Genomic DNA, 26,904 nt, shown 5'->3' with positions numbered 1-26,904 from the left:
CCGGTAGTTCACTCTCTGAGTATTTTGAAATGCAGGAATCATTTATGTTTATCCATGAAAGGTTTTCGGTTGCCACCAATACATTGACATATACTGAACAGGTTATGGGACAATATCGAAAAGAAGAAATTTGTTTCGATAATTTGGCCGAAGTGGAAAAAAGACCATTGCACAGGCATAGTTTTTATGAGATATTGTTTGTTTTATCGGGAGAGGTAGAGCACTTATTCGAAAACAGAAGTACCGTCTATTTAGCAGGCGACTGTGTGGTCATGAATACAAATATCTGTCACTCAGAAGTTTTTTCCAGAGACTTTGAAGTACTTTTTCTGGCTGTCTCCGATGAACTGGTAGCCAAAATCATTAACTCTGATATACGAATCGCCCCGATTGGATTAGCACGATGTAATAGCAACTCTGTTTACTTTTTGATTGAGCAAAATCATAATAACCGCTTTCACGTCAAAGAATATATAGAATTTCTATCTGTAAAAAGAGGGACATTTCCAGACAAAGTTATGGCGATTTTAAATGCTATGACTACGGAGAGTCTTCTGCTGGAAGCAGGCAGCAGTATGATACTGCATGGTCTGATTGCCCGACTGTTTTCTACTTTAGATGATACCAGATTATATGACCGCACCACATTTACCGTCCAGGGAACCGCTGAAGAAGCACTCTGTATTAAAATTCAGTATCTGATTGAGAAATATAACGGAAAGATTTCTCGGATAGAATTAAACAAAGAGCTAAACTATTCTCCTGATTATATGAACCGGGTTTTCAAAAAATATTATGGTATCTCAATCAAGCAATACTCTCGAAAATATCTACTGCATCAAGTGGCAGATATTTTACTGATAAGCAATGAAAGCGTTATTGATATTCTTGCCGATATCGGCATTTCCAACCGAAATGATTTCTATGCACAATTCCAGGCAGAATATCATATGACACCTTCCGAATACCGATTAAGTTTCCAAAAAAAACAGAGCTCATTAATTACTCCTTTATAAATGCAGCTTTGGCTTTTGTCAGAGGCAGCTGGCTTTTGGTTCTTTTTGATTGCTTATTTGTTAACGTAATAGCAACGCAAGCACCAGATAACAGATGCCTGGCCCGCCCAATGCGGAAAAGATAAAGAAACCACGGATTGCTCCATTCTGTACTGGTAAAGAAGTTCCCGCCATTGGTGCAGTATACCCCATCCTTATCAGGCTGAAATTGAATATTCCAATGGCAATTCCACCTGCAAAAGTCGTTATAATATTATAAACGGATGAACTGAATCCATCACAGCGTTTGCCGGCACACATTTCAACATCATCCAGTGCATCGGCCAATAGTGTTGATGACATAAAGCAGGAAGGAATCAGCCCGAAAGCCTTGACTGCCTGACCGGTCAATACGACAGGTAATGAATATGGAGCGAAACAGCAGATACCACTTCCCAACACAGCCAGCAGATACCCATACATCATTGCTTTTTTACGTCCAAATCTTTTACAGAGCGGCTTACAAAGAAAAGCTCCCAGCCCCATCGGTGCATTACCAATTCCGAAATACAAAGCCTGGGTTATTCCGTCATTATAGTCTCCCAGCACCCAGTTGCAATAATAGAATATACTGGTCGATGACAACGCATTGAACAGTTGCAATATAATCATATAAATCATAAATACAATCCACGACCTGCTTTTCAGGCAGCACCGGAGTTGAGTAACCAGCGATACATGCTCCCTTGTAACCGGCAGCTTTCTTTCTGCAATTGTCACCCTCTCTACGGTATAATAATATTCAAACAATAACAGCGGACAACAGATCACTGCAATAATAGATATCACAAGAATCCAGAGCCGTCTGTCCACTCCCATAAATGGAACAAGAATGCACGGAAACAGGATTGCGATGAAAAATCCGGACACCATATTCAATGTATTGCTAATCAGCGACAGACTGCTGCGCTGTTCTTCCTTAGTTGTTGACAGTGGCACAAGCAGCGTATGACTCGTGCTATAGGCTGTATATCCGACCGAGTAGAAGAGGTTATAGCTGATAAATATCATTGCTCCGCACAGTAAATTATTCCCCCTCGGAACTGCAAACAACAATACCATGCTGATCAGCAGGATCGGTGTCGAAAATAAAATCCATGGCCTTGCTTTCCCCTGTGGAGAAATCGTCCGGTCTACGATCCGGCCCATTAGGACAAAAGTGATGGCATCGATAAATTTACAGACAAACGGAAATAAACTTAAAAACATGCCCCCGCCAATATCGGCAATATCAATTACATCCGTATAATAAACGTTCAAATAATTTGATAAAATGCTTGCCATAACCGACACACTGATGGGTCCTAAAAAGTACCCTAATGCCTTTTCTTTTCCCGTTACATCCGCAGCTCTGATACGGCTGTTAAAAATCGGTGCTGTTAACATAATTTTCCTCCATTAATCCGACACTTGTATCTTTTTTATAAATTAATTATAATAGGAGTAACTATAGAACTTCAACGAACAAAGTCCGGCATATGTTGGATTTTTAGTGCAGACAAAAAAGATTTCGAGGAGAAATAACATGAATCAAGAAAAGAATCTCGGTTATCAGAAGACACATAAGAAAATAAAAGATTATGTGTACAGAATTATAAAAGAACATACTTTCAGTCAGCTTACGATTCAGACGCTCTGCTCTGAGACTAACATCAACCGTTCCACTTTTTATGCTCATTTTAAGGATATCTACGATGTTGTGGAACAGATCGGGGATGAGTTGAACCATATCCTGCTGGATCGTTATGACGCTCTCGCCGCTTCTCCAGACACTAAAACAGAATATGATTATGTCGTGATTTTATTAGAACACTTTAAAGCTTACCGCAGATTTTATATACTGTCGTTAACTGATGTGAATAACCCGGTTTTATCGAACAGTATCATTGCTCTGAATAAAAACTTTGTCCGCCATATCTTTGTCTATTACAACCTCGATGAACGAACCGGTTCGTATTATTTCAATTTTATGAAAGCTGGTTTTTTCGCTATCATCCGGCAATGGCTGGAAGACGGATGCCCCGAAACAGAAAAACAGATGGCCGAGATCATCTCCAATCTACGGCCACCTGCCTCACATTAGCGAGTGTACTTATCAATCTAGTTCATTCATAAAACCCTGCCAGAATGAAACAGCTCTCTTCACCCAGTCTGCGGCCGGGGTAGCATTACCGGCTCCCCATCCATGGGCATCACTGTCAAAGGTTTTGTACAAATGAGGAATATGGTTTTTCTCCAATGATTTTACCAGCATCTGCGTGTTTTCGATTGGTACGGCATTATCCCTCTGACATTGCCATATAAATGTTGGCGGATACGCTGCTGTGACCTGTTGTTCTGCCGAATACTGCCGGATCATTTGCTTGTTATCAAAGTTCTCTTTGCCGAGAAACATCTCTCTTGATGACTCATGTGACATTTCTCAAGTTTCTGCAGATATACATCGGATAAATCATGAGCATATTCTGGATTCAGCCCGCCGCGAATGGCTGCTCTCGAAACCAGCATTACAGAGGATACACAGAGATATTCCATCTGCTTTAGCGCATTTTCTGCGACTACACCGATTCCTTCAACATCCAGTGAGTTTATCTGCATCAGCTTTTTCATTACTGTGACATCCCCTTGTTCTACTGCTGCCACATATCGGTTCTCATACTCAATGCTGTTGTGGATACGGTTTATTTCTGATTTATCCAACTGATACCGTTCCATCTCTCCTGGATTTGCTTCATACCTTTCCTCTTCTTCTCCCCAATCGATCAGAATATCTTCCTCCTGCACCTGCTTCTGACAAAGATAGAGATAAGCAATGGACATAATATTCGATAGAATCTCATATGTGCTTTTCTGAATCTGAAAGTGTGAATCACCAACATTATGTCTATGCTTATAGGATGCCAGATGTACTTTTGTCAGCTCTTCCAGCGCAGCAGGTCCCCAAATATAATATCTGCCGTCCCCATCAGTAAAAACACCATGGAATATTTTGATTTCCTCCATATAAATACATGGTAATGTTTTTTTATCCGCACAGGAAATAAGCTCATCCAAAAGCATTTTGTCATTTTGATACAATCGATTTACCTTATCTATTGCTGGAATGGAAATCCCTTCTTTGCCTTTTTCATAGATATATACAGGAAGTTTGCTGTTTCGGTAGAGTCTTTCCAGCAAAAAGAGGTCTGGCCCAGTGTTTTTCATATATCTTCTCCTCAAGTGATAATAAATGATCTTTCAAAATATATTATCCTATGATTCAATAAAAGGCAACTACACTATATTTATTTTTTTTGCCAAAACGCTACTGCTCGTTTTACCCATCCCTCTGCCAAAGTATTATCACCTGCTCCCCAACCATGTGCATCGCTATCAAATGTTTCATAAATATGCGGAACATTTTTTTCTGCCAATGCCTTCACTAGCATCTGTGTATTTTCAATTGATACCGCATTATCTCTTTCGCACTGCCATACAAAAACCGGCGGATATGCCGAACTTATTTGCTTCTCTGCGGAATACCGGCAGATCATCTGTTCATTATTAACATTTACTTTTCCCAGAAACATTTCCCTTGATGAATCATGCGAATTTTCTCCCATTGTCACTACCGGATATGCTAAAAACACCACCGATGGGCATGGCAAACCATAATGCTTCCATCCAACTGCTTCCGTTCCAAAACAAGCCGCAAGATGCCCTCCGGCTGAGAATCCTGCAATTCCATAATTTGACATATCTATTCCTAATGCTTCAGCATTTTCCCGAAGGAAGGAAATCGCATCGGCCATATCATCTAATGGATTTGGAGCTTTTGCATGTTCACCGCAGCGATAGTTCAAAGCAAACGCATGATAACCCAGTTGATTTAAATGCACGCATGTTGGATATGCCTCTATCATTGAGGCGCAGCCCAGATAGCCCCCTCCAGCACATACAATGACGACAGGTGCTTTCTTATCCACCGAAAAATGAACCAGATAACGCTCTTTTAAAGACGCATCTTCACTTGCCATTGTTTCATCCCACAACGGATAATAGATTTTTCGTTTTTTTTCGGCAATTTCCAGTAATCGGTTGTATCCATCGGCCATGCTCTGCGCATTCCAGCAGGAAATCCCGGCAAACTGCGCCAATGACAATTCTGACATCGGCCCCTCTGATGGCACGATCACCCTTCCATAATCACTGAATTCTGCCTGTTCACTGATTTCCTTTAATGTATTTGTTATTGTTACCATTATATTCTTCCTCCATTTTAAGCTTTGTTCATATCCATTTGAAAGTGATATTTTCCACTGCCTTTTTCATGCCGCTGTCCATCCGGCAAGACAATCACCGCAGTTGTATTACATGGTATCTCGACATAAAGTTCAAAAGTCCCCTCCTTCTTCTCCCACGCTGACACTATCTCACCATATCCGGATGTAAAGGTTCGTTTCGCCCATTCTAAACGTTCATCTAACCGCGGCTGAATCAAAATCTTTTTGAATCCGGGTTCTTCGTAATTGATTCCGTTTACATTACGGAATATCCAGTCATCCACGCATCCAAACGCATAATGATTTAAGCTCATACAAAATACCATACCATAAATTTCTGATATAAAGGGAGCACCATCTTCTGCCAGGGCAAACCAACTCTCCCAGATAGTAGTCGCACCATGCTTCACTTCATATAACCATGACGGCGCATTTTCATTAAATAACAAATTATACGCTAAGTCCCGGCGCCCAATCTGGCATAAAGCATCCTGCAGAATTGGTATTCCCAAAAACCCCACGTCCAGGCACCCTTTATTCTCTTCTATCTTTCGGACTAAATTTTCGGTAAATTTTTGCTTAAGTTTCTCTGGCACTAAGCCATAGTAAAGCGGCATTGCATATGCCCCCATCAGATCGGCAGGCATATTTCCCTCCTGATCCATAACCCCCTTTTGAATTGCTGTTTTTATGTGTTCAGCCATCTCTGCGTAATATGTGGCATCGTCTTTCCTTTTGAGAATTTCGGCCATTTCAGCCATACTTGCAACAGAATAGTATCCATAAATCGGTGCTACATATTTTGTTGAGATCCGAATAGCCTCAAAAGTACTATCACCATAACCATCCTTCGAATAACTGGGGATCAAATGCTCTCCATAATGATGCCCCGTATTCCATAAATATTGTTCAACTTCATCCGGAAGCGTACTTTCCTGCGGCCGGTTTTCTCTGGCGGTCTTTAAGATAAACTCACACCATTTTTTCATCGATTCATATTGCTGCTTCAGGATGCGGGTATTTCCGGTCAGGTGATACATATAGTATGGAATCAATACAGCAGCATCCCCCCAGCCTGCCGGTGCCACAGCCCCCGGTGTATGAAACTGCTCTTCATACATCTCATACTGACCAAGATACGCTCCTGCTAACGGTACTACAAATGGTACTGAGCCATTTTCTTTCTGTTCACAGGCAAGATTCTCAAGCCATCGGGTTAAAAATGGTGTGATGTCCTCATTTAATAATGCCGTTTTTGCGTATACTTGAATATCTCCTGTCCACCCGGCTTTTTCACGCTGCGGGCAATCTGTCGGTATAGAAAGCATATTTGCATGCTGTGACCAGCGGATATTTTTATACAATCTATTAATCGCCTCATTTGAGCAAGAAAATGTACCAACATCCTCTTTCTCTGAGCTTAATACCACCGCTGACAGATTCTCCTCCTTTAACTCTTCCACACCGTCGATCATCACATAACGAAAGCCCTGAAATGTAAAATGTGGTTCATACACTCTGGCTATACCATCTGAGATATACTCAATCCGCTGATCAGCCGTCGGGTTATTATCGAAGAAATTCCCTTCCGCGTCCAGCCCTTCAGTATGAATGATCGTCACCTGCGTCCCTTTGGGGACATCGATATACATGCGAACACGCCCCGCAATCACCTGACCAAGATCAACAATCCGCTCACCTTTTGGTGATATAAGGATTTTGTTCACCGGCAATACTTTAATCGGTCGAACCGGCTGTCCGTATTGTGCCCGCAAGTTCGCATAGCCAAAGTCTGCTATGATAACATCAGACCACTTGCTGTCATCAAAATCAGGATTTTCCCAGCCAGCTGGAATATAATTTGCATCATAGCGTTCTCCTGCAAACAAGTCTGAACAGCGAACAGCGCTTTCGCATACTTTCACGGTTTCATCTGAGCCAAAACATTCCGTAGTGCCATCCAAATAAGTAACTTCCAACTGTGTTAAGACCGCAAATGCCGGATCATAATCGTCGTCCTTGGCTTTTGTCATATAACCATGATACCAGCCATCTCCTACATGCATACCGATGACATTTTCACCGTTGTTTAAAAACTCCGTAATATCATACGTCTGGTAACATAAATAGTCTCGATACACCGTACACTCCGGGGCAAACTCCCGGTCATCAGGATGGTTCCCATTTACCGTCAGCTGATAAACACCATGACAGGTCGCATAGAGCCTTGCTTTCTTCACTTCCTGCGCCAGCCTGATGCACTGCCGAAAAAGTACCGCCGGCGGCTGTTCACCCAGATGCGCCTGCCGTTCCATGCTCTGAAACGGTGCTTTTACCCAGCTTGCCTGCCACGTCTCCCGCTTCCCAAATGCAGTTTCAAATTCAGATGATGCCTCGGCCCTGTTACCATGATTATCCTCGATATGAACTTTCCATTTATATTTGGTTTTACTTTTTAAAGCTTCCCCTTCATACTCTACATATAATGATTGTTCAGAAGCACATCTCATACTATCCCAAACAACATTTCCTTCTTCATCTGTCACCAAAAGCTGATAAGATATCTGCATCACATTTTCTTCATCACTTTCCAGGACCCATGAGAAGTATGGATTTTCATCGATCCCGATCGGTCGTATCAGATGCATACATTTTAAATTTTTTAATTCCAGCATAGCATTCTCCTTTATTTGATTTCCTCTTCTACTTTCATATTTGCATAAATAAATGTTGTAATAACTGAAAAAATGAGCGGAAAGCCCAAGTATAAAAAGTTGATCGCCTGATTAGCTGTCCCAGTTTGAACCGCTGCCGCCCCGTTAAATCCGCTCCATGTGAGGATCCAGCCACAAATAGCCGTACCAATCCCCTGTCCTATCTTCGTGCCAACTGTCGCACAGGAAAACAAAGATCCGGTAACACGGTGTCCCTTTTTCTGATAATGGTACTCATCCGCTTTTACTAAAAATGGCGTATATGTCGCCGCTCCCGGTACTGTTCCAAAGGCTTTAATCAGCAGACCGATAATCAGAATGACCATTCCGCTAAACTGACCTAAAACTGCGACTGCGCATCCTGCAATTGATACGGCTGATCCCAGAACACAGGCCTTTCGCATCCCCAGCTTATCCATTAGCTTCGGCATAAACGGCAAGCCTAAGATCAGCGGAATGGTCGTACACATTCCCAAAATTCCCATAAGTCCGGCATTCCCCATCGAATACGTTGCGTAATAGGCCATACTGGATTGCATAATGCCTGAATTCGCATATCCGACAAAATACAATAACAGAATCAAGATAAAATATTTATTTTTCAGCAATTCCATAATTGTCTGCCCAAAAGAAATAGTCTTCTCTTTACTCAAAGCTCCTGCTTCTGATCCTGCCTCAAATTCGGTTTCCGGTAACTCTTTTAGGGAAAAGAAAGGAATCAATAAAATTGCAATTCCAACAACTGCATAAATCAAAGCAACCATTCTCCATCCCGGCTGTCCACCGCCAAATGATTCAACCAAACCCGATGTGACGGAGGCCACTATAACACTCCCGATGGTGCCGCTTAACATGGCTGCCCCACTCATCGTTACATGATCATGCTGATCTTTCGTGACACGGGCAAGCATCATATTATATGCAACCTGGTTCATCGTATAAAAAACGGCGCTGATCAACAAATAAAAAATAAAGATCCATGTACTTTTAGCATTGTCTCTCAGTGAACCCGGAACACTAAAAAGCATGAACATACAAATCCCCATCGGAATACAACTGATCAAATACCATAATCTGCTCTTCCCCATTTTAGATTTGGTGAGATCAATGATTCGACCCATAAAAACATCTGTGATCCCATCAAATACTTTTGCCACCATTAGCAAGGTTCCAATAATCGCGGCACTAACACCAATAACATTTGTGCAGTAAAGAAGTAAAAATGTTGTGATTGTTCCCCATGTAAATCCTCCTCCTGCATTCCCCAGTCCATATGCAATTTTCTTCCACATCGGTAATGTACCTGTTCTTTGCTTACTCATCCTAATTATCCTCTCATGTAAATGAATTTTAATAGTAAGTTCATTTTAGAATTTTTTGCACTCCTCCACAATTCACCAAATCCGACATGGTAAAAATATAATGACTCTAATCCGACTTTTGATTGTTTTTTCCCATTAGACTTGTTACAATATGTATGATCATTTTCATTTTACTGGTATTGGAGGAAACGCATATGAGACAAGTTTTGGAATATATTGAACAGGTTTTTACAAGTGAACGCCAAAAAAATTTAAAGACCTACGCAACCGAACATCTGAATTTTACCCAAAAAACCAATACCTGGCACCCTTATAATTTAGAAGGCTATATAGACAACATTCTGCAGATTCCCTATGAATATTTTATGACGGTAGAATACTGTAACCCGATCGTGAAAGATGCCTATCTCCTTTCAACCTATTCACCATGCCCTCTGCCAATATCACAAAAGACTTATGTTTTAGAACACAATAATGAAGATGAGCATTTCCACAGACATGATTATTACGAAATGATCTATGTATATAAGGGAAACCGGACCACGCAGATTGAAAATCAGACAATCTATTTAGAAGAACATGATATCTGCATTTTTGATACCAGATGTGCTCATCTGGACATTCGCTCAAGAAGTGAGGGAATTGCTTTTTACTGCTGCATTACAAATAAAATACTGGATTCTTATTTTTTAAACCACCTGACAAATAAAAGAATACGTGATTTTTTTCTTGTAAAAGGTAATGTCAAAAATGATGTCAGCTTTTTAAAACTGCATGCCACCCCCAAAGCAGTTACGCAGATCGAAGAAAATCTTGCCGCAATCTTTTATGAAATGGAATTTACCAGACCTGGTTATGGACGAATTTCCCAAATACACACCTTGCGGATTTTGAATATGTTCAAGCAGTCCGATCCTGCCGATGTTTATACCTTTTCAAAACAATTACAGGGAACTAAATTATTCCAGGCTGTTGCTAAATATATCAATAGTAATATTGCTGATATAAGTTTGGAAAAACTCTGTGAAAAATTCCATTATCAGAGCGATTACTATAGCCGGCTGATTAAAAAGAATACCGGCTTAACCTATGTCGAGTATGTTCACACTCTAAAAATGGATAAAGCAAAGAATCTTTTGGTGAATACCGATATGTCCATTCATGAAATCATGATTTTTCTGGGCTATCAGTATCATTCCTATTTCTATAAATCATTTCAGAAAGAAACAGGAATGACACCTTCTGATTATCGTAAAGCAAAAAAGTGAACTACTTTAACCAAAGCAAATCACAAGGTAAATAATAATTAATTTGAAACCCCTTACGATCAGCAAAATATTTGATATAATATTCCACGCAATTTTTTTCTTACCTCCACCTAATACCTCCCGCCCCTTTACGAATTTAAGAACTCTATACAGTTGATTACATTCATAGAAAATATGCCATAGCTGAGATGAAGCCATCACTACAAAAGCAAAAATATTCATATATCCGATAATCATGACACTTCACCTCTCTTTTCATTTTTTGGTATTAACTACAAATAAATCAAACATTTGTTAATATCCTCTCACTGCATTTTGAACAATAATGTTCTTTTATTCTCCGTTCATCCACCTTGCTATCACTGTCCAACATAATATCAATCTCCCAGATGCCCCTATCCCCATAATTAATCATATACAAACTTGACTCGTTCTCTCCCCACCTTCTCATTGTCATTCCTGTTTGATCACTTTCTAAATTCACCACTTCAATTGTATTCAAGTTGATAATCCCAAGCCCACTTTCATAAATTGAAAGAATTCCGGCATCGGCACATTCTATGCAAAGTTCAACCGCTTCAAAATTCATCGTCTCTGCTGCATCCAACTTATATTTTGATAACTGTGACCGCTCTTTTGTCAGCCCCCAGATTACTGCTACCGAAAAAAGAAAGACAATCCCTAAAACAAATCCAGCTAAAAAGATAACGATATTCTTTATAACCGCCAAAGCCCGGACCTTAATACTTTTTTGAAAAGCTGTAAACAACTATATTCTCCCCACTCACCCAACAGGATGCCTTTGTTCGATATGTTCCTTTATTAATGGAAGCCGCTAATGCTTTTGCCCCTGATGTTGCGCTATACGTACCACTCGTACTACTAACGGTTGTCAATGCACTTCCTGATTGTTTTTGAAGATGCACATAAATCGTTATATCTCCGCTTGCCGCCGCATATTTGCTGCAAGAACCTGTACTTGTAGCAGTGGAACCGGAAATCGATAAGCTGGCCGATGCTGATCTGATATATGTATTTCTCGCCTGGCTTCATAGATATTCAAATACTCATATGTAGAACCAGAAGCTATTCCCACCTCTTCTGTTACAGGCATCTCTGCCGCCTTTACATTACTGCTGTGCACTGCCAACAAGGCAATCATCCCACCTAGCAAACATGCCATTACACTTTTTTTCTTCATCTTAGCTACTCCTTCTTCTCTTGTTTTATAGATACAGCGAGTTCCTTCATTTCCTCAATAGTTATCGCCGGGTATCCCATTAGTTCAAATAAATATCCATGCTCTGCCCAGATTAAAGTCGCCTGATTATTCTTTATATAGAAATATCCATTTTCGAAGTATATACTTATTCCAAAATAGAATTAGGTAATCGAAATATTAACCTTGATGATTTCATTATTCTGAAGCTTATTTTAGGTTTTGAATATCAGGATTTCTTTAATGATTTTGAAGTGGAGTATAATAAAATCATTCAAGATGAAACATAAAAACGGCCATCCAAGTATCGAAAAATCCGATACTGAAATGACCGTTTTTTATGTTACTTTATGTTCCTTATCTAGAAATGCTCTATTCCTGCTTTCTTACCTCTAGCTGTTTCCCACAAAAATATTCTTCGTCCATGACTGAATCACATGAATTCTATAAACAACCATCACATCCTGGAGCTTCATATCAACTGTAAGCGCATCAAAAGATTCCGTAGTGATGTTTCTACTAAATAATGTTATTCTTTCTCCAGACTATTAATTGAGGTGGAAATACTGCCTATGAGCGAAAAACAAGAACAAATAGAATTATGAAGATAACATATCTCTTAATTCTACCCTGGCTTGCGGTGATGCATCTGAGCCGAGGCAGCGGCAGCTGTCGGGATACTAATCTTGCATGTCCGTCAGCTGCCGCTACCACGCCTCTATTCCGGCTGAGTTCCTTTGATTTTGATTGAGTACTTACGCATCTTTATTGCTTTATACCACCTGAATCCATTTATTTATCGTGCACTTTTTAAAATCCCATAAATCTAGGTCAGAGGCTGGGACTTTGTAGCTCCAGTAAAACCATCCGTCACAGACGCTTATTGCTTTTATGTATGCGTGGCTAAATCGCTGCAATATTTCAGACGTCTTTTCTTTGCTGATATTTTCATAGCCGGTCATGTTGTTGCTTAGGCTCCATTCGCCGACAATTACAGGAAGCTTTCTGGCTGTATTCTCCAGCATTACAGCAAGTTTTTCAAAGTAAGCTTCATAGGTCTCAATTGGCCTGTTTTCACCAAAGCCATACTCTACCATATTCACATATTGGTGAGTATCTAACACTATATTTTTAAACTGTTTCTCTTTGAAGAATTCTTCCCATCCCTCCGGGTAAAATGCGTCGGAGAATACAACTGCTTTATCTTCCGGGAGATACTTGCGTATACGCTTGTAAGCGTTGCGGTAAAAGTCTTTTAGATAATCAAGGGGGTAATTGGTGTTGTCTTTTGCCATAGTCGCATCCGATGGGGGATAAATATTCATGAGCATCTGAATATTCATTTGTGCACCAATTGGCGTATCACTGCACATTGGTTCATTAATCGCTTCGATTCCCCAAAGTGCATCTTTAGTTCCATAGCGTTTTGCAATTTTTTCAAGAACAGTGAGCGTCATGTCAAGGTACTCTTTTTTCGTTGACCATGTACAAATACCACTAAGGCCGCTATTATCTGTTCCATTCTGCCCACCGGGCACCGTATGTAAATCAACAAGGATTTTTAAACCGTATTTGTCCGCCCAATCAAACGCTTTATCCAGATATTCGTAGCAGTGGATAAAAGGACCTATATCATCAAATAAAAAATATGGTACTGGTATGCGTACTGTATTTATTCCTGCCTCTGCAATATTTTTAAAGTCCTGTATGGTAATAAAACTGTCCCTATGTTCCTGGTATCGTTTCTTTTTTTCTTCATCCAGCAGTCCCTTGCAAAAAAATGTTTCGTCCTCTGCGTCTGACCCTTCAAACAATTCTGGCTTCATCCATTTTTCCAATACAAGCCAGTTGCCGATATTTACACCTTTTATTTTCATTATGCTCAACCTCCATTAAAGTTCTCTATACTTGAGCTTTTCTTTCTTCCAGTTCTTTGTGAATCTGTGGCATTTTTTTTTCAATATCGAAGAACAACAGGACCACGAATAGCATTGCCAGGATAATTGCGGGCATAATTCCAAACTGAGCACGGATCATCGCTAACGCACTGTCTGATTGTGTTGCGCTGCTATCACTGATGAAGCCTGATATCTGCAAAAGAAATCCGCTCAGCGCAGAAGCAAGACCAATACCTAATTTTGCACCCAAACTTCCCATAGATGAATAAATGCCTTCCACGCGTTTATTTGTTTTCCACTCATTATAGTCTATAGTATTAGTTAGGAGTATTACCGTAAATGCCGATAAGGGCAAGGTGCCAATACCGGAGATAATGGTTCCCAGCATAATAACCGTCATATTTGCACCAGCAAAGTGTTTAATAATATTTCCGATAATGCCTATAGCCAGGCAAACCTTTGAAACACCAACGACAGTATGCTTCTTTAAAAGAAATGGGAAAAACAGCAATAGGAACGGGAGCAACATACCAGGAATACTTGCCACACTCATCAATTGCACGTTCCCAACAATATAATCAAAATAATAAGTCATTGAAGAAGTAAGTCCGCTCATCAGATTTACAATTAAAATAATAACGACATATAGGTAGATATATTTGTTGCTGGTCATTGCCTTTTTAATATCCTTAAAAGGCAGTTTTTCCTTTTTTTCCTCCTGTACATCACGTACTTCTGGAATCAGCAGAAAGCGAAGCAGTCCGATAAGTGTCATTGGTATTGCAAAAATCAAAGCCATTAGCGTCCATCCTCCTTTTGTTGCGCCAAGGCTCCCATCAACATCGGATATACCACACTGACAATCATTGCTCCCAATATATTCGTAATACCATTTAGAGAAGCAGTTTTTTCCATATCCTGACGGTTTGGGATAGCACGTATCATATAAACTGGCTCTGCTGCATTTAGTAAGGTAAAGAAAACATCATTTACTATCGTATACCATGCAAAAATCCAAATGCACTTCCCTGTCATACCAAGCTCCGGACATGCAAACATCAGCACTGTACTCAACCATAAGCCAATAACCGAAAGCTCATAAGGTCTCGCTTTACCCAGCTTTGTTTTTGTTCTGTCGACAATATAGCCACCTGCCAAATCTGAAACTGCATCTATAATTTTGCTGGCCAAAATCAATAGACCGATCGTCCCGGCTGGAATTCCTAGTAAATTCGTCCCATAATATGACACATATCCTATTACCATGGCACACATCATTGTAGAAAGTGACCTCAGTGCCCAGAATACCTGTTTTCCTCTTGGAAATGAACCAGGTTCTTCAGATGCAATTTTTCTTGTTTTGTTCATAATTACCACCTCTCTGCGATTTCATTGCATTTTTCGTATTTTCATATTTATTCTATTTCTTGTCTCCATCTAATTATATAAAAAAACAAACCAATATAGCATAATTCAAGCTTTTTTTAAAAGTTATTGTTTAAACATTTTGTTAATGTTACACTGAGTATGATAATGAACAATTGCTTGTAGAGAGGAGAATCATAATGAACGAATCTGTTTTATATACCTATTTATCAGGGTTATTACACACCAACGTTAGAATTCTTGATAAAAACGCAAATCTTTTGGATATTTATACAGTCCATGGCAATCTGCATGACAACTTTGCCGATTCCAGAGAAATAGCACTTGCGTTTTGTGGATTATCGGAATATCCAAAGTTATATACAGTTAACAACCTGCTTACCTATGTCAGTGTTCCTATTTTGGAAAACTATTGTGTGTTAGGGCCAGTGAGCGTATGTGCCGACTGCCTCCACAAAATCCAGCTGCCGGAGCTATTTATTCCCAAAGAGTTGGTGGGACAGCTCCATTATTCTAACAGTACTCAATTAATATATACAGCAACAGCAATGTTATTTATCCGCCTACTAAACATAAGCCTCCCCCTCTCTGTCCCGTTTTGTAAAACTATCACCTTAACCTTTGGCCTGCCTGTTATTCAGATCGCCTGAAATTAGTAGTCCTTAATGATATAACCGTATTCTCCATTATCTCCACCTAACAAAATCACAACGTCTTCTCAACTGATTTTGTAATTACCTCACTATTTGCCGTATATACACAAGTCAGTCTATACTTCCCTCTGGAAACTACTGTCGATTTACTAAGATATACATATGCACCGTCTGCTGAATTACTCCAGCTTTGAACCGTTGACCAGCCCCCATTTGTATACTTTGCCAATGTCATTTTTACTTTAACATAGGTGGTATTTGACGTATATGCAATCAATGTCGCACTGCAATTTGCCGTCATCCCACTAAAACTTAAAGATAAACTGCTTGTATGTACATTTGTATTTCTCGGCTCTATCACCATCCGCTCTCCCGATACCGTTTCCAAGGATGTCATCGCCCTGGCTTCAATCGGGATAACAAATGCTATGGTTACTAAAACAACTACTAAAATCATTGCTAATCTCTTCTTCATATGTCCATTCTCCTATTTTTTCACTACAATATTTTCGGCCATTCCAATCATTTTTTCCTTTGACAATCCATCAGACGCACTTATCTTAAATATATAACCATCATAATAGAATGTAAGTGTCGCCTGTCCATGCTTTAAATGATAAATGGCCGTTGTTCCATTTACAGTTACATCTTCTTCAGTCGTTTCTTCATTATCATTTGAATTTAAGCTACCTATCAATTGCTGATTAAAGTACAGATAATTTCCACCCTCTGAATAAACAGTAAATACAGAGTCTTCATTAATAGACTGTTCAACCAGTTTATAATTTGCCGGTATTTCATTAATAACATATATTTCTTCAATGGTATCCTTATCCGAATCTTTCATCACTGCGTTTAGATCCGTGTCTTGCTCATTTACTGTTTTTAAGAAAATCTGATAAACAGCATAGGCCGTAACACTTGTCGCACCCAATGCAGCAATGAGCACAATAATCAAAGCAACTTTTGAGTAAGCCTTTCTTTTGGTGTAGATAAACTTTTTGTCATATAGCCAAATCTTCTTTTTTTCAAATTGCTCTGAAAAATCTAATGTCTGTTTGAGTATCTCCAGCTTTGGTATATCAAAAGTCACTTGTTTTGCTATTAACATAAATGCCGTCTTCATCTCTTTGTCATCTGTGTTCATCTGCTAACTCTTTTCTCAATTTCTCTTTCCCTCTGATAACTTAGATATATCCCCCTATTTCTGAGGCCATTTACAAATCCCCCATTATAAACGTGTGCCGCCAGGCGCGCACCCGAAAAAAGGATCTCTCCATGACTCCATGGAAAGATCCTTTTTCGCTTAATCCGTTACATCCTGCTGATATATTTTTCGATATTTCTTTGCAGGCATACCCACCGTCTTTTTAAAAACCCTGCAAAAATAATTATAGTCGGAGAATCCCGCTTTTTCAGATATCTCGGTGATGGGATCGCCGGAGTTCTTCAAATAATCTTTAGCCGCCTCAATCCTTTTCTGCTTAATGTACTCCGCAATTCCCACTCCCAGATATTGCTTTGCAGCTTCATACAACCGGCTGCGGCTGACTTTAAACACATTACACAAATCTCTTACGGAGATATCTTCCGAAATATGTCCCATTATATAGAGATTTAATTTATGTAAGAACTGTTCCTTTTCCATAAAGACCATTTCTTTCAATAAAACATAAAACGTACAAGCTTCCAGAATCTTAGCCGCTGCCAGAATCTGTTCGTGGCTCTTATACTTTATTTTTGAAAATGCCTCTTCGTAACCGGGCTGATAAATCTGATATTTTTCACAGACATTACGTAGGTTAGTAAAAAGTTCCTCTCTGCTGCTAATATCGCTAATCTGCCCGAACATAACGTATCCGATGATAATACCGTTATCCTTTAGCGGTGCCGCTGCCTCAATCAATCCGGCATGACATTCATACACCATAAGCTCGCTGTTACGCCTGCAGTAATCAAAAGAATTCTGATTACATTCGATGCAATGCTTCCGGGTTACCGGATTTCCATGCATAATTGCACAGAACTCACAATGCCCGTTTGGATAGGAAAGTATCTCATGGTAATCACTGTCAAACAGAACCATTTTGATTTCGGTTAAGGTATAGAAATCTTTCATTAATTCTTTTAATTTTTTATTGTCTAGATTAAGATTCATCGGCTTGTCCTCTGTTTGATCATATTTACTGGCCCGCACTGGGTTATCCGTTCACGTAATCGGTTATTTCCTTAAAATCTTAATTTCATAGTACCAAATAAACAAGAGAACTGCAAGAATTAAACTGCAGAGAAAATTCATTCCGGTACACAATTGATAATACCTAATTTTTTTTACCGCTAAAAACCTCCAAGGCTGACTTCACATTACCCTTCATTGCATCGATTCCCCATTGCACAATTTCATGGTAATACACCGGCTTTTCCCGGCCTTCTTCCACAGTTGCATAATAGAGATTATATTTTACACCCCCATTTACAAAGGGCATCTTTTTAAATCCAAATTGTCCCTCTACTTCCTCCCCTCCGGCTTTTGCCATATAGGTATAGTAGTTCACTTTCCGAATCCCTTTTTGTATTACCGTCTTATAATCCTCTTCGCTGACACCGGACCCGCCGTGCATTACAAGAGGAATATCAACTCTTGCCCTGACCCGGTCCAGTACATTCATATCCAGCTTCGGCTTTTTCAAATACAATCCATGAGCAGTTCCAAAGGAACATGCAAGTGCATCTATCTTTGTCTCCCTCACAAACCGTCCTGCGTCTTCCGGATCTGTATAAACTTCTTCTGCCTGGTCATCGTGATTGGATTCATGTCCCAGACCCAGTTCCCGTTTTCCAAGGACACCAATTTCTGCTTCAACAGAGGCTCCTGTCCGCTTTGCCATTTCTACTGCAATACAGGTATTTGCAACATTTTCCTCATAGCTTAAGGCAGATCCATCGTACATAATGGATGTGAAGCCGATATCCAGCGCCTTATATAAATAGCTCAAACTGGTTCCGTGGTCTAAATGTACACATACCGGCACCTTTGCTTCTGTGGCACACCTGATCATGATTGGTCCAATCAATGAAATAGGCATCATCTCCTCATGGATTTCCGCGTGCATGATAATTACCGGAACGTCCAGTTCTTCTGCCCCTCTGATCACAGCTATGATACTCTCCAGGTTCGGTGTATTAAACGAACCTATGGCACATTTTCTCGCCTGGGCAAGCCTAAGTATTTCCTTTAATGATACTAACACAATATTCCTCCTACTTGTTCTGCTTACTTTCATTACATATTCTAACCGCATATGTTATTCCATCCGGATAACAATTTCCCGGTTCCGGTGAAATATCATATTTACCTTACTTTTACTGCCCCATTAAATGCCGGACAGACGGATAGAGCTGTCTGTATTTTTCATAATACTGTTCATATGCCTCCCTTTGTTCCTGCCTGGGGTAATATGTCTCTAATTCCTTTACCATCGCCTCAGCCGCCTCTTCCAGATCCCCAAATATATTGCAGGCAATCCCGGTCAGCATTGCGCTTCCGGCTGCTCCTGCCTCGCTGGATCCCAGCGATACGATAGGAACTCCTAAAATGTCCGCTTTCATCTGCATCCAGACCCTTGAATTCGCACCGCCGCCCACAGCTTTCAGTTTCTTTATGACGATTCCCGCCTTTGCCAGTTCCTCCATATTCAGCCTCATTTCATAGACCACTCCTTCCAGCATTGCCCGGTACAGGTCCGATACATTGTGTGCGGCAGTCAGCCCTGTAATTGCCCCTTTGGATCCGGAATCCATGTAGGGGGTGGCAGCTCCGGCAAAATGGGGAAGTACCAGAATTCCCGTTGGTCCATCTTGCATATTGCTTTCCAGTACTTCATAAACAGAGGATTTTTCCCGGTCAGCCAATGTCTTTTCATACTTTGCAAGATTATCAATATACCATTTCACCAGTGCTCCTCCGGTAAAAGAAAATGCATAACAGAGATATTTTCCCGGAAACACATAAGGAACAATGGCATAGCTTCCCTGATAAAGCACATCGTTTTTTGGTATTCCGGTAAACACAGGGGTAATACACTCTACGGTGCCTGCCCCGTCAACTGCCGCAGCATCACCGAAGACACGGGATCCGATTGCCGCAGCCACCTGGTCATGGCTGACAGACACAATTATTGTTTCCCCAGAAAGCCCCAAATCCCCTGCAACCGCAGTTTTTACAGTACCTGCACAGGTTCCTGTGGGAACTGTTTTAGAAAGCAGCTTTTCCTTAATCTGCGCTGCTTTTAATATTTCCCGGCTCCAGCATAATTTCCGGATATCAAATGCCATGGTCCGGGACGCAATCGAGTAATCGATCTGAGGATTCCCTGTTAACATATAGATAATATAATCTTCCATAAGCAGAATCCTGGCAGTCCGGTTATAAATATCCGCCCGGTGTTTCCGCACCCACATCAGTTTTGAAATACTGTACATACAATGTGGTTTCAGCCCGGTAATATCCGCTATATACTTCTCTCCCAGCTTCTCCGTCAATTCCCTGCACTCCGTATCTCCCCTGGGATCCGTATAAAGCATACAAGGTGCCAGCGGAGTATCGTTCTCATCTAACAGCACAAAGGTCTCTCCAAAGCTGGTGACACCGACCCCCTGAATATCCGGGCAATGTTCTGCTGCTTCCCGGATGACCTCCCGAACGGACTTCCATATGTATTCCGCACGGATCTCCTGTACTTCCCCTCCTCTGGAGGAGGGATAATCCCGGTATGCTTTATACCGGTATGTTCCCTGATTATCATAAACCGTGAGTTTACAGCCTGTTGTTCCAATATCCAGCCCTCCAATTGCCATTATGATCCCTCCAATCCTAAATTTCCATCCAGTCATAACCCAGATAGCGGATAAATGCCTCCTTAAGAATCTTCTTCATGTGTCCCATTCCAACAGCAGTATGGTGACGGTATCCATTTTGCCCCAATTGAATTAATTTAGGCTGTAAATTTTCAATAACCGCTACCCCGCCGCAGCCAAAATACCCATCTTCTATGGGGTCTTCCGTAAACTTCCCTTCTCCGGCATACACGGTTAGTTTTCCGTTCTCCGTTTTACAATTGGAATAAGTCATCGGAAATGCTTTTATCCGTCCTTCGTTGCTGCCCCACCCGCATCCCGGGTTACCTTTAGCAAACATTTTGTGGTCGGTCACAGTACCTTTTTCCGTCATCAGGCTCTGTGCAACGGGACCGCAATGGAACAGAATTACCTTATCCGGATCGTCTGTGTAATTATTGTTCCAGTCTAACACCGTTGTAGGCCTCCCGGATGCCAGCTGCATTGCATACATATTAATCGCAGAGCAGAGATCTATTTCACAGGATGCCACAATTCCCCTGTCATTTAATTCACTCAGCAGTACACAGGGTGCAATACCAAGGATTTCATGCATCTCGTCCCAGCAGCGCAGGGCAATGCAGTCCAGGTCATAGTCTGCAATATATTCATCTATTACAATACTCACCTTTGCAAGTACCATGGTTTTATCTGCCGGCACACAACTGAAATCCGTATAAGCAACCAGGCTTTCCACCTTCTCAGTCACCCGGCTGTCGCTTTCATCCATATTCTGCACTTTAAAAATAAGTTCAGACAGATCAAAGGTTTCCACTGTTATCCCATATTTCTGAAGTGTGATCTCATCAAAACGTACCGTTTTAAATTTACTTGTCCTGGCTCCAATGGCACCAATAGAAAAGCGTTTCATGCCATTTACAATCCGGCAGATTCCTGCAAAATCACGCAGATTATCAGCAAATGTTTTGGACAGCGGATGTACTACATGAGGCTCAAGCATGGTGAAGGGGATTCCATATTGGTGGAACACATCTGCAAAACTGAACTTCCCGCAATAGGAATCTCTTCTGTGCTCAAAATCCATTTTTCCGATTTCATCGGGGTATGCATGAAGCAGGATTGGAACTCCCGCGTCCTGTATCGCTGCAACTCCTCCATTTTCATCCCCAAAATTAGGCAGGCACATAATCACCCCATCATATTCCCCTTCATGGCTTTTAAGCCAGGCTGCATAGCGTTTCCCTTCTGACCTGGTCTCAACCGCTCCATATCTGGTCATCTCTTCATCCGGGATCAGATACTGAAATCCAGCATTTGTAACAGCCTCTGCCATTTCCTTTCTGGCTCCCGCAATTAATGTCTCCGGGAAAAACCCTCTGTTGGCAAAATACAGCGCAAATGTCAATTGTTTCATTTCCCCGATACCTCCTTATTTTTTATTGATATTTTAATCATATAAGATTTTTTCCAATAATAATAGAGATGTATGTACGAAAAACTGTAAATTCGTCCAGAATCGCAGCATTTTGTTTTTTCTATATTCAGGCTTGTTATTCCATTTATTTAATAATATAATATCATTAGTACTAATTTGACAAAATTCTCGTAAATATATTGTATGGAAGGAAAACTTTATGAAACCATATACCAGATGCTTTGCCTTTAGCCTGGCACTTATCCTGCTATTTTGCACCGTGTCCCCAACACTTTACGTGTCTGCCGGCAGCACTTCCAGCGCCCCCGCACCCCGCCGGGTACTAAAAGTCGCATACCCCACGACCAGGGGATTATCTGAAACGGATGTGAAGGGAAACCGTATAGGCCAGGTAGCAGATTTCTTAAATGAAATTTCAAAATATACCAACTGGGAATATGAATTTGTCGAGGGCGACGGCTCTGATCTGATGAACCGCATTACAACGGGCGAGCTTGATCTGATGGGCGGTATGTTCTATGACGAAAGCTATGAGGATTGGTTTGATTATCCTGAATACAACATTGGTTATAACCATGCCGTACTTTTTGCCAGGAAAGATGATACCAGCATCCGAAGTTATGATATTCAGACCTTAAACGGAAAAACAATCGGTGTATTTGAGAAAGCAGCGGATAAAATAGAAAGACTGCAAAGATATCTGGATCTCAATGGCATTACCTGTAAACTGCGGTATTATTCTAATGCAGATATGAAGAATGATTCGCTTCATTACCTTCTGGCAGAGGGAAAAGTAGATCTTCTTCTTGGCAATGATCTGGAAGCGGATGGTACATTCCGGGTCGCGACCAGCTTTCAGGCACAGCCCATGTATATTGTTACCACCCATGGAAAACAGGATATTCTGGATGAACTCAATCAGGCAATGGGTTATATTCTGAATGCGAATCCCAATTTTGCCCAGGATCTCTATGAAACGAACTTTACCGGCATTGCTGATACAAAACTTAACTTTACACCAGAAGAAGAAGATTACATCCGTCAGGCAGAACCGATTCGGGTTGCCGCTATTTCCCAGTGGCATCCCTTATACTGTCTGGAGGATGAGAGCGATCATAACGGTGTTGTTCCCGAATTTCTCAAGAAAATCGAAGAAGAATCCGGTCTCTCTTTTGAATTTGTTTTTGCAGATAATTACGAAGACTCCATTCGTCTGGTCCAGGACAAAAAAGCGGATATGCTTGGATGTTTCCTGGATTCTGATTCAACTGCATCAGAAAAAGGATTAGCACTCACTGCTTCCTATTCTTCTATGAGCAATATCATTATCAAGAATAAATTTGCAAGCTATCCCTCGGATGGTTTAACTGCCGCTGTTTTAGACGGGAGAACGCTTCCCGCCTCCATTAATGCAGATAAGATTAAGATCTATCCTACAACGCTGGAGGGAATCAAAGCGGTAAACAAAGGAGATGCCGATTTTATATACGGTTTGTCTGCAGGCATGGAAAGAGATCTGCAGTCGGGCGGATTTCAAAACATCACTATACTAACGACAAACACTACGAAAACAAAAGCAGCTTTTGCCCTTGCCAAACCGATTTCACCTACATTGCTGACAATATTGAATAAATCCATCAGCAATATAACCACTGAGGATAAAACGACAATTACCAACCGGAATATGGTTTCTCTTGGGTATAATAATATTACATTGTCCGCACTGGTATACTCCAATCCGCTGGCGTTTATTTTAACAATCACCGTATTCCTGCTGTTGCTGGTAGCCATTTTAATGATTATTGTCCGCTCCCGGGTCAGAAATACCCTGATGAGGAATGAACTGCAGAAGGCGGAAGCAGCAAATCGTGCTAAGAGCGGTTTTCTCTCCAAAATGTCACATGAGATCCGTACACCCATGAATGCCATTGTCGGTTTGTCAAACCTCGCCAGTATGTCCGATGAAGTGACTCCCGCAATAGCGAATTATCTTCAAAAAATACAGTCCTCGTCCCACTACCTGCTGGCTCTGATCAATGACATCCTGGATATGTCAAAAATTGAAAACGGAAAAATGGTTCTATCTTCGGAGGATTTTTCTTTATCCATGATGCTGAATGAACTGGAAAGCATGATTCAGTCCCAGGCTGAGCAAAAGGGACTGAATTGCTGCTTTCAATATCAACTCGCCCATGATTGGTTTACCGGTGATGTGATCCGTCTGAAACAGGTGCTGACAAATCTCATGTCCAATGCCCTGAAATTTACCCCGCCGGGCGGCAGCATCCGTCTGGATGCCCAGGAGCTGTCACATTCAGAAACAAATGCCTGCGTCCGTTTTTCTGTACAGGATACCGGGATCGGAATTCCGGAAGATGAAATAGAGCGGATTTTTTCAGCATTTGAACAGGCGGGAACTTCTGTTTCTAAGAGTTCCGGTACCGGATTAGGTCTTCCCATCAGCCGGACCATCGTGGAATTAATGGGCGGTAATTTAACGGCAGAAAGTACTCCGGGAAAGGGATCTGAATTTTCTTTTACCCTGGAGCTCCCGGTCTGTGCAGTAAAGCCCCAGCAACAGACGGATGAGCCGGAAACGCTTACACAGACCGACCTGACAGCCTTTCGGGTTCTTCTGGCAGAAGACAATGATCTGAATGCTGAAATTGCTTCAGAGCTTTTGGAAATGCAGGGTGCTGCTGTGCAGCGTGCCCAGAACGGGCAGGAGGCCGTAGACCTGTTTGAAAATAATCCAGCGGGATATTACCAGTGCATACTTATGGATATTCAGATGCCTGTTAAAAATGGTCTGGATGCCGCCAGAGAAATCCGGGCAAGCGAACATCCTGACGGGAAAAATATCCCAATCATAGCCATGACCGCCAATTCTTTCAAGGAAGACATGGATGCGGCATATGCCGCCGGAATGAATCACTTTGTACCGAAGCCAATCGATGTCAACCACCTGTTCCACGTATTAGGTGAAATTTTAAAATAACAAAATGGAAGCACTCAGAAAATTGAGCGCTTCCATTTTAATTAATTTTATTCTTTTATGACCACACCAAGAAGCCGTATCAAATCTGCTGCCTGATAAGCATCAATAACGGCTCCCTGCAGCTCCTGATAAGAATCAGATACAGTGATTCCTGCTATCTGGCTCTGTGTAAAATTGATTCCCTTTAATGGAGTCCTGAAAAAAGATGCCTGGTTCATTTTTACGTTATTCAATTCCATATACGTCAATTTACATTCCGTTATATTGGCATGTTCTGCATCTGCATCCTCCATAACAACCACATCCATTTTTGCATGATCCAAGTTAACAAACCGCATATTACAATCTGCAAACTTTGTATGCTTCCATGTGCTGCTTCGAAAGTCCGTCCCCATCATCTTACAGGAACGCATCTCACACCGGCTAAAGTATCCGTTTTCTATACGGCTGTTAGATAAGTCGCAATTTTCAAAGCGGACGTCCACAAAGCTCGCAGTTTCCATATTACAATTGAGAAACCGGCAGTTTTGAAATAGTACCCCTGCGAATTCCAGACGGGATAAATCGACGCCGCCCAAGTTTATATTCTGTATCTGTTTATGACGGATACAGTCCTCTTCTTCCTGTATCTTTTTTATGTAATCCTGAAAATCATCTGTTATGACTTCCAGGTCTTGTTGTATTTCTGGTTTTTTTCTTTTCATTTTTCTTATCTACTCCTCAATCTTAATGATCATTTGGCTTCTTCACTTCTACCAGACAGTAACCTTGCGCGCACCCTTCGGACATAGCTAAGATATTAGCCCTTCCTTCTTGAATTGCCTTTACCCTTCCCTGATTATCCACAGTGACTATTGACGTATTAGATGATGACCATTGTACATTAGGGTCATTTATATTAGATAAAAAGCTGATTTCCCTTATGTTGAGAACAAACTTTTTTCATCTTCATTGAAGCTATTTTTAGCTTTAAGTTACTAACTGTTCGTGCCTTAGCAGGACAAAGATCCACGCATCTCATACATGTTATACACAAGGCATTGTCAGTCTTTTTAAGTTCTGTAATTGATATTGCTCCAACTGGACACATTTTTGCACATAATCCACAATTCATGCAGCCTTTTCTGACCTTTGGCTTTAATGGAACTCCGTTATATTCCCTATATGGATAATTTCCCGGTAGTTTTAATGGCTCACACTTTAACGATTTATTAATCTTGTCTAATATTCGTTTTGAAAAATCGCCAAGTTCTTTCTTGTCTGCATCATCTGGTCGTCCTGTTGCAAATTGATGCATGATAGAATGTTCTGCGATGGCTGCAATTCCTGCAATACAATTAAAATTTCTTTGAGTTAAATATTCCTGTAATTCTTTAAGTGTATCTTCATAAGCTCTATTTCCATAAGAAGCCACTAATATAGCACTTACACCATTTCCTTTAAATTCATTCATTCTTTCCAATGCTACCGAGGGAACTCTTCCTCCATAAGATGGTACACCGATAATACATATATCATTCTTATTAAAAATAAAATTAGAATTGAGTTCTCTATTTGCTAAATCAATTTCTATATAATCTTCAAAACTCTTTGCAATCTCTTTAACAATATTTTCAGTGCTTTTTGTAGGACTAAAATATATTACATAAACACTCATTACTAAATCCTCTTTTCTCTCTTCTTAAATTCCACCTTGACCACCCATTTCTATTAGTCAAAAGTATTTCTTGACGAATCTCGTCACACAGAATTATCATAATCGGTCTGGCAAGCTACTATGTTGAAATAAATTCACGCCTTTGAGTTTCAAATTCATTATCCAAAACGCCCCTCCAAG

The 26,904-nt window shown here is 40.8% G+C and carries 24 protein-coding genes and 1 pseudogene; 5 read left to right on the top strand and 20 right to left on the bottom strand.

The genetic code is table 11. The features are described from left to right. Positions 1–44: 44 nt before the first annotated feature. Entirely contained in the window at positions 45–1,016 is a 972-nt protein-coding gene (locus QR40_RS25350) for an AraC family transcriptional regulator (RefSeq protein WP_044297371.1), read from the top strand. A gap of 60 nt (positions 1,017–1,076) precedes the next feature. Here QR40_RS25350 and QR40_RS25345 read toward each other — a convergent pair whose 3' ends face one another. Then, entirely contained in the window at positions 1,077–2,441 is a 1,365-nt protein-coding gene (locus QR40_RS25345; protein ID WP_052431055.1) for an MFS transporter, read from the bottom strand. Positions 2,442–2,580: 139 nt separating this feature from the next. On the opposite strand from QR40_RS25345, the gene QR40_RS25340 reads away from it, so the two are divergent. After that, entirely contained in the window at positions 2,581–3,138 is a 558-nt protein-coding gene (locus QR40_RS25340) for a TetR/AcrR family transcriptional regulator (protein WP_044297369.1), read from the top strand. A 12-nt stretch (positions 3,139–3,150) separates the two neighbouring features. Here QR40_RS25340 and QR40_RS25335 read toward each other — a convergent pair whose 3' ends face one another. From QR40_RS25335 to QR40_RS25315, 5 genes are all read right to left on the bottom strand, one after another. Further along, a complete protein-coding gene (locus QR40_RS25335) occupies positions 3,151–3,414 on the bottom strand; it encodes an alpha/beta hydrolase family protein (protein ID WP_044297368.1) in 264 nt (87 codons plus the stop codon). Then, positions 3,411–4,259, bottom strand: coding sequence for a hypothetical protein (locus tag QR40_RS25330; RefSeq protein WP_044297367.1), 849 nt, complete (start codon positions 4,257–4,259; stop codon positions 3,411–3,413). Before QR40_RS25330 ends, QR40_RS25335 begins: the two co-directional genes overlap by 4 nt. Positions 4,260–4,339: 80 nt before the next feature. Then, positions 4,340–5,296 (bottom strand): alpha/beta hydrolase, encoded by a 957-nt coding sequence (locus QR40_RS25325; protein WP_052431054.1) that lies wholly within the window; start codon positions 5,294–5,296, stop codon positions 4,340–4,342. A gap of 17 nt (positions 5,297–5,313) precedes the next feature. Continuing rightward, complete coding sequence (locus tag QR40_RS25320; RefSeq protein ID WP_044297366.1) at positions 5,314–7,992, bottom strand: family 78 glycoside hydrolase catalytic domain; 2,679 nt, start codon at positions 7,990–7,992, stop codon at positions 5,314–5,316. Positions 7,993–8,003: 11 nt separating this feature from the next. Next, positions 8,004–9,353 carry an MFS transporter gene (locus tag QR40_RS25315; protein WP_044297365.1) on the bottom strand — a complete coding sequence of 450 codons (1,350 nt, stop codon included), beginning with the start codon at positions 9,351–9,353 and terminating at the stop codon, positions 8,004–8,006. 194 nt (positions 9,354–9,547) lie between these two features. Between QR40_RS25315 and QR40_RS30320 the strand changes: the two genes are divergently transcribed. Continuing rightward, positions 9,548–10,621, top strand: coding sequence for an AraC family transcriptional regulator (locus tag QR40_RS30320; RefSeq protein WP_052431053.1), 1,074 nt, complete (start codon positions 9,548–9,550; stop codon positions 10,619–10,621). Positions 10,622–10,904: 283 nt separating this feature from the next. Here QR40_RS30320 and QR40_RS25300 read toward each other — a convergent pair whose 3' ends face one another. The 5 genes and pseudogenes from QR40_RS25300 to QR40_RS32370 all read right to left on the bottom strand — a co-directional run bounded on the left by QR40_RS25300 (position 10,905) and on the right by QR40_RS32370 (position 15,004). Then, positions 10,905–11,390 (bottom strand): hypothetical protein, encoded by a 486-nt coding sequence (locus QR40_RS25300; protein WP_044297363.1) that lies wholly within the window; start codon positions 11,388–11,390, stop codon positions 10,905–10,907. A 165-nt stretch (positions 11,391–11,555) separates the two neighbouring features. After that, positions 11,556–11,822 (bottom strand): hypothetical protein, encoded by a 267-nt coding sequence (locus tag QR40_RS25295; protein ID WP_044297362.1) that lies wholly within the window; start codon positions 11,820–11,822, stop codon positions 11,556–11,558. A gap of 5 nt (positions 11,823–11,827) precedes the next feature. Next, positions 11,828–11,986 (bottom strand): DUF4367 domain-containing protein, encoded by a 159-nt coding sequence (locus QR40_RS33880; RefSeq protein ID WP_416389863.1) that lies wholly within the window; start codon positions 11,984–11,986, stop codon positions 11,828–11,830. Between the two features lie 627 nt (positions 11,987–12,613). Further along, positions 12,614–13,717: a glycoside hydrolase family 5 protein gene (locus QR40_RS25290; RefSeq protein ID WP_044297361.1), complete on the bottom strand. Its 1,104-nt coding sequence runs from the start codon at positions 13,715–13,717 to the stop codon at positions 12,614–12,616. Between the two features lie 25 nt (positions 13,718–13,742). Further along, a pseudogene (locus tag QR40_RS32370) lies at positions 13,743–15,004 on the bottom strand (MFS transporter). Positions 15,005–15,303: 299 nt separating this feature from the next. Here QR40_RS32370 and QR40_RS25275 point away from each other — a divergent pair. After that, on the top strand, positions 15,304–15,774 hold the full coding sequence (locus tag QR40_RS25275) for a hypothetical protein (RefSeq protein WP_044297358.1): 471 nt from the start codon (positions 15,304–15,306) through the stop codon (positions 15,772–15,774). A 55-nt stretch (positions 15,775–15,829) separates the two neighbouring features. Here QR40_RS25275 and QR40_RS25270 read toward each other — a convergent pair whose 3' ends face one another. The 6 genes from QR40_RS25270 to QR40_RS25245 form a co-directional block, all read right to left on the bottom strand. Beyond that, the gene (locus QR40_RS25270) at positions 15,830–16,252 is read right to left on the bottom strand and encodes a hypothetical protein (protein WP_044297356.1); all 423 of its coding nucleotides are present in this window, start codon (positions 16,250–16,252) and stop codon (positions 15,830–15,832) included. A 12-nt stretch (positions 16,253–16,264) separates the two neighbouring features. Then, on the bottom strand, positions 16,265–16,924 hold the full coding sequence (locus tag QR40_RS25265; protein ID WP_044297354.1) for a DUF4367 domain-containing protein: 660 nt from the start codon (positions 16,922–16,924) through the stop codon (positions 16,265–16,267). A 159-nt stretch (positions 16,925–17,083) separates the two neighbouring features. Next, a complete protein-coding gene (locus tag QR40_RS25260; protein ID WP_044297353.1) occupies positions 17,084–17,935 on the bottom strand; it encodes a PocR ligand-binding domain-containing protein in 852 nt (283 codons plus the stop codon). Between the two features lie 163 nt (positions 17,936–18,098). Then, positions 18,099–19,028, bottom strand: coding sequence for a class II fructose-bisphosphate aldolase (locus QR40_RS25255; protein WP_027291922.1), 930 nt, complete (start codon positions 19,026–19,028; stop codon positions 18,099–18,101). A 112-nt stretch (positions 19,029–19,140) separates the two neighbouring features. After that, positions 19,141–20,634 carry an FGGY-family carbohydrate kinase gene (locus tag QR40_RS25250; protein ID WP_044297351.1) on the bottom strand — a complete coding sequence of 498 codons (1,494 nt, stop codon included), beginning with the start codon at positions 20,632–20,634 and terminating at the stop codon, positions 19,141–19,143. 16 nt (positions 20,635–20,650) lie between these two features. Beyond that, positions 20,651–22,048, bottom strand: coding sequence for an L-fucose/L-arabinose isomerase family protein (locus QR40_RS25245; RefSeq protein WP_044297349.1), 1,398 nt, complete (start codon positions 22,046–22,048; stop codon positions 20,651–20,653). 220 nt (positions 22,049–22,268) lie between these two features. On the opposite strand from QR40_RS25245, the gene QR40_RS25240 reads away from it, so the two are divergent. Continuing rightward, positions 22,269–25,067: an ATP-binding protein gene (locus QR40_RS25240; RefSeq protein ID WP_044297347.1), complete on the top strand. Its 2,799-nt coding sequence runs from the start codon at positions 22,269–22,271 to the stop codon at positions 25,065–25,067. A 47-nt stretch (positions 25,068–25,114) separates the two neighbouring features. Here QR40_RS25240 and QR40_RS25235 read toward each other — a convergent pair whose 3' ends face one another. Genes QR40_RS25235 through QR40_RS25230 form a run of 3 tightly spaced genes read right to left on the bottom strand, consistent with a single transcriptional unit; the run spans position 25,115 to position 26,724 of the window. Then, a complete protein-coding gene (locus QR40_RS25235; protein ID WP_044297345.1) occupies positions 25,115–25,771 on the bottom strand; it encodes a pentapeptide repeat-containing protein in 657 nt (218 codons plus the stop codon). 22 nt (positions 25,772–25,793) lie between these two features. Then, complete coding sequence (locus QR40_RS33875) at positions 25,794–25,964, bottom strand: Ig-like domain-containing protein (RefSeq protein WP_416389862.1); 171 nt, start codon at positions 25,962–25,964, stop codon at positions 25,794–25,796. Between the two features lies 1 nt (position 25,965). Then, positions 25,966–26,724, bottom strand: a complete 759-nt coding sequence (locus QR40_RS25230) for a 4Fe-4S binding protein (RefSeq protein ID WP_044297343.1) — start codon at positions 26,722–26,724, stop codon at positions 25,966–25,968. Between the last annotated feature and the right edge of the window lie 180 nt (positions 26,725–26,904).

The sequence above is a fragment of the Robinsoniella peoriensis genome (genome assembly GCF_000797495.1).
GTDB classification, from domain to species: domain Bacteria; phylum Bacillota; class Clostridia; order Lachnospirales; family Lachnospiraceae; genus Robinsoniella; species Robinsoniella peoriensis.
Note: the sequence above shows the minus strand (reverse complement) of the source record. Positions and strands in the feature narration are given on the sequence as shown.

What these genes read in the sequence shown, in the direction of transcription:
- QR40_RS25330 (WP_044297367.1), bottom strand. Translation starts at nt 4,259, where the DNA reads ATGAAAAACACTGGGCCAGACCTCTTTTTGCTGGAAAGACTCTACCGA.
- QR40_RS25275 (WP_044297358.1), top strand. Translation starts at nt 15,304, where the DNA reads ATGAACGAATCTGTTTTATATACCTATTTATCAGGGTTATTACACACC.
- QR40_RS25250 (WP_044297351.1), bottom strand. Translation starts at nt 20,634, where the DNA reads ATGGCAATTGGAGGGCTGGATATTGGAACAACAGGCTGTAAACTCACG.
- QR40_RS25335 (WP_044297368.1), bottom strand. Translation starts at nt 3,414, where the DNA reads ATGATCCGGCAGTATTCGGCAGAACAACAGGTCACAGCAGCGTATCCG.
- QR40_RS25260 (WP_044297353.1), bottom strand. Translation starts at nt 17,935, where the DNA reads ATGAATCTTAATCTAGACAATAAAAAATTAAAAGAATTAATGAAAGAT.
- QR40_RS25235 (WP_044297345.1), bottom strand. Translation starts at nt 25,771, where the DNA reads ATGAAAAGAAAAAAACCAGAAATACAACAAGACCTGGAAGTCATAACA.
- QR40_RS25245 (WP_044297349.1), bottom strand. Translation starts at nt 22,048, where the DNA reads ATGAAACAATTGACATTTGCGCTGTATTTTGCCAACAGAGGGTTTTTC.
- QR40_RS25340 (WP_044297369.1), top strand. Translation starts at nt 2,581, where the DNA reads ATGAATCAAGAAAAGAATCTCGGTTATCAGAAGACACATAAGAAAATA.
- QR40_RS25270 (WP_044297356.1), bottom strand. Translation starts at nt 16,252, where the DNA reads ATGAAGAAGAGATTAGCAATGATTTTAGTAGTTGTTTTAGTAACCATA.
- QR40_RS30320 (WP_052431053.1), top strand. Translation starts at nt 9,548, where the DNA reads ATGAGACAAGTTTTGGAATATATTGAACAGGTTTTTACAAGTGAACGC.
- QR40_RS25265 (WP_044297354.1), bottom strand. Translation starts at nt 16,924, where the DNA reads ATGAACACAGATGACAAAGAGATGAAGACGGCATTTATGTTAATAGCA.
- QR40_RS25325 (WP_052431054.1), bottom strand. Translation starts at nt 5,296, where the DNA reads ATGGTAACAATAACAAATACATTAAAGGAAATCAGTGAACAGGCAGAA.
- QR40_RS25290 (WP_044297361.1), bottom strand. Translation starts at nt 13,717, where the DNA reads ATGAAAATAAAAGGTGTAAATATCGGCAACTGGCTTGTATTGGAAAAA.
- QR40_RS25345 (WP_052431055.1), bottom strand. Translation starts at nt 2,441, where the DNA reads ATGTTAACAGCACCGATTTTTAACAGCCGTATCAGAGCTGCGGATGTA.
- QR40_RS25295 (WP_044297362.1), bottom strand. Translation starts at nt 11,822, where the DNA reads ATGAAGAAAAAAAGTGTAATGGCATGTTTGCTAGGTGGGATGATTGCC.
- QR40_RS25320 (WP_044297366.1), bottom strand. Translation starts at nt 7,992, where the DNA reads ATGCTGGAATTAAAAAATTTAAAATGTATGCATCTGATACGACCGATC.
- QR40_RS25350 (WP_044297371.1), top strand. Translation starts at nt 45, where the DNA reads ATGTTTATCCATGAAAGGTTTTCGGTTGCCACCAATACATTGACATAT.
- QR40_RS25315 (WP_044297365.1), bottom strand. Translation starts at nt 9,353, where the DNA reads ATGAGTAAGCAAAGAACAGGTACATTACCGATGTGGAAGAAAATTGCA.
- QR40_RS25230 (WP_044297343.1), bottom strand. Translation starts at nt 26,724, where the DNA reads ATGAGTGTTTATGTAATATATTTTAGTCCTACAAAAAGCACTGAAAAT.
- QR40_RS25240 (WP_044297347.1), top strand. Translation starts at nt 22,269, where the DNA reads ATGAAACCATATACCAGATGCTTTGCCTTTAGCCTGGCACTTATCCTG.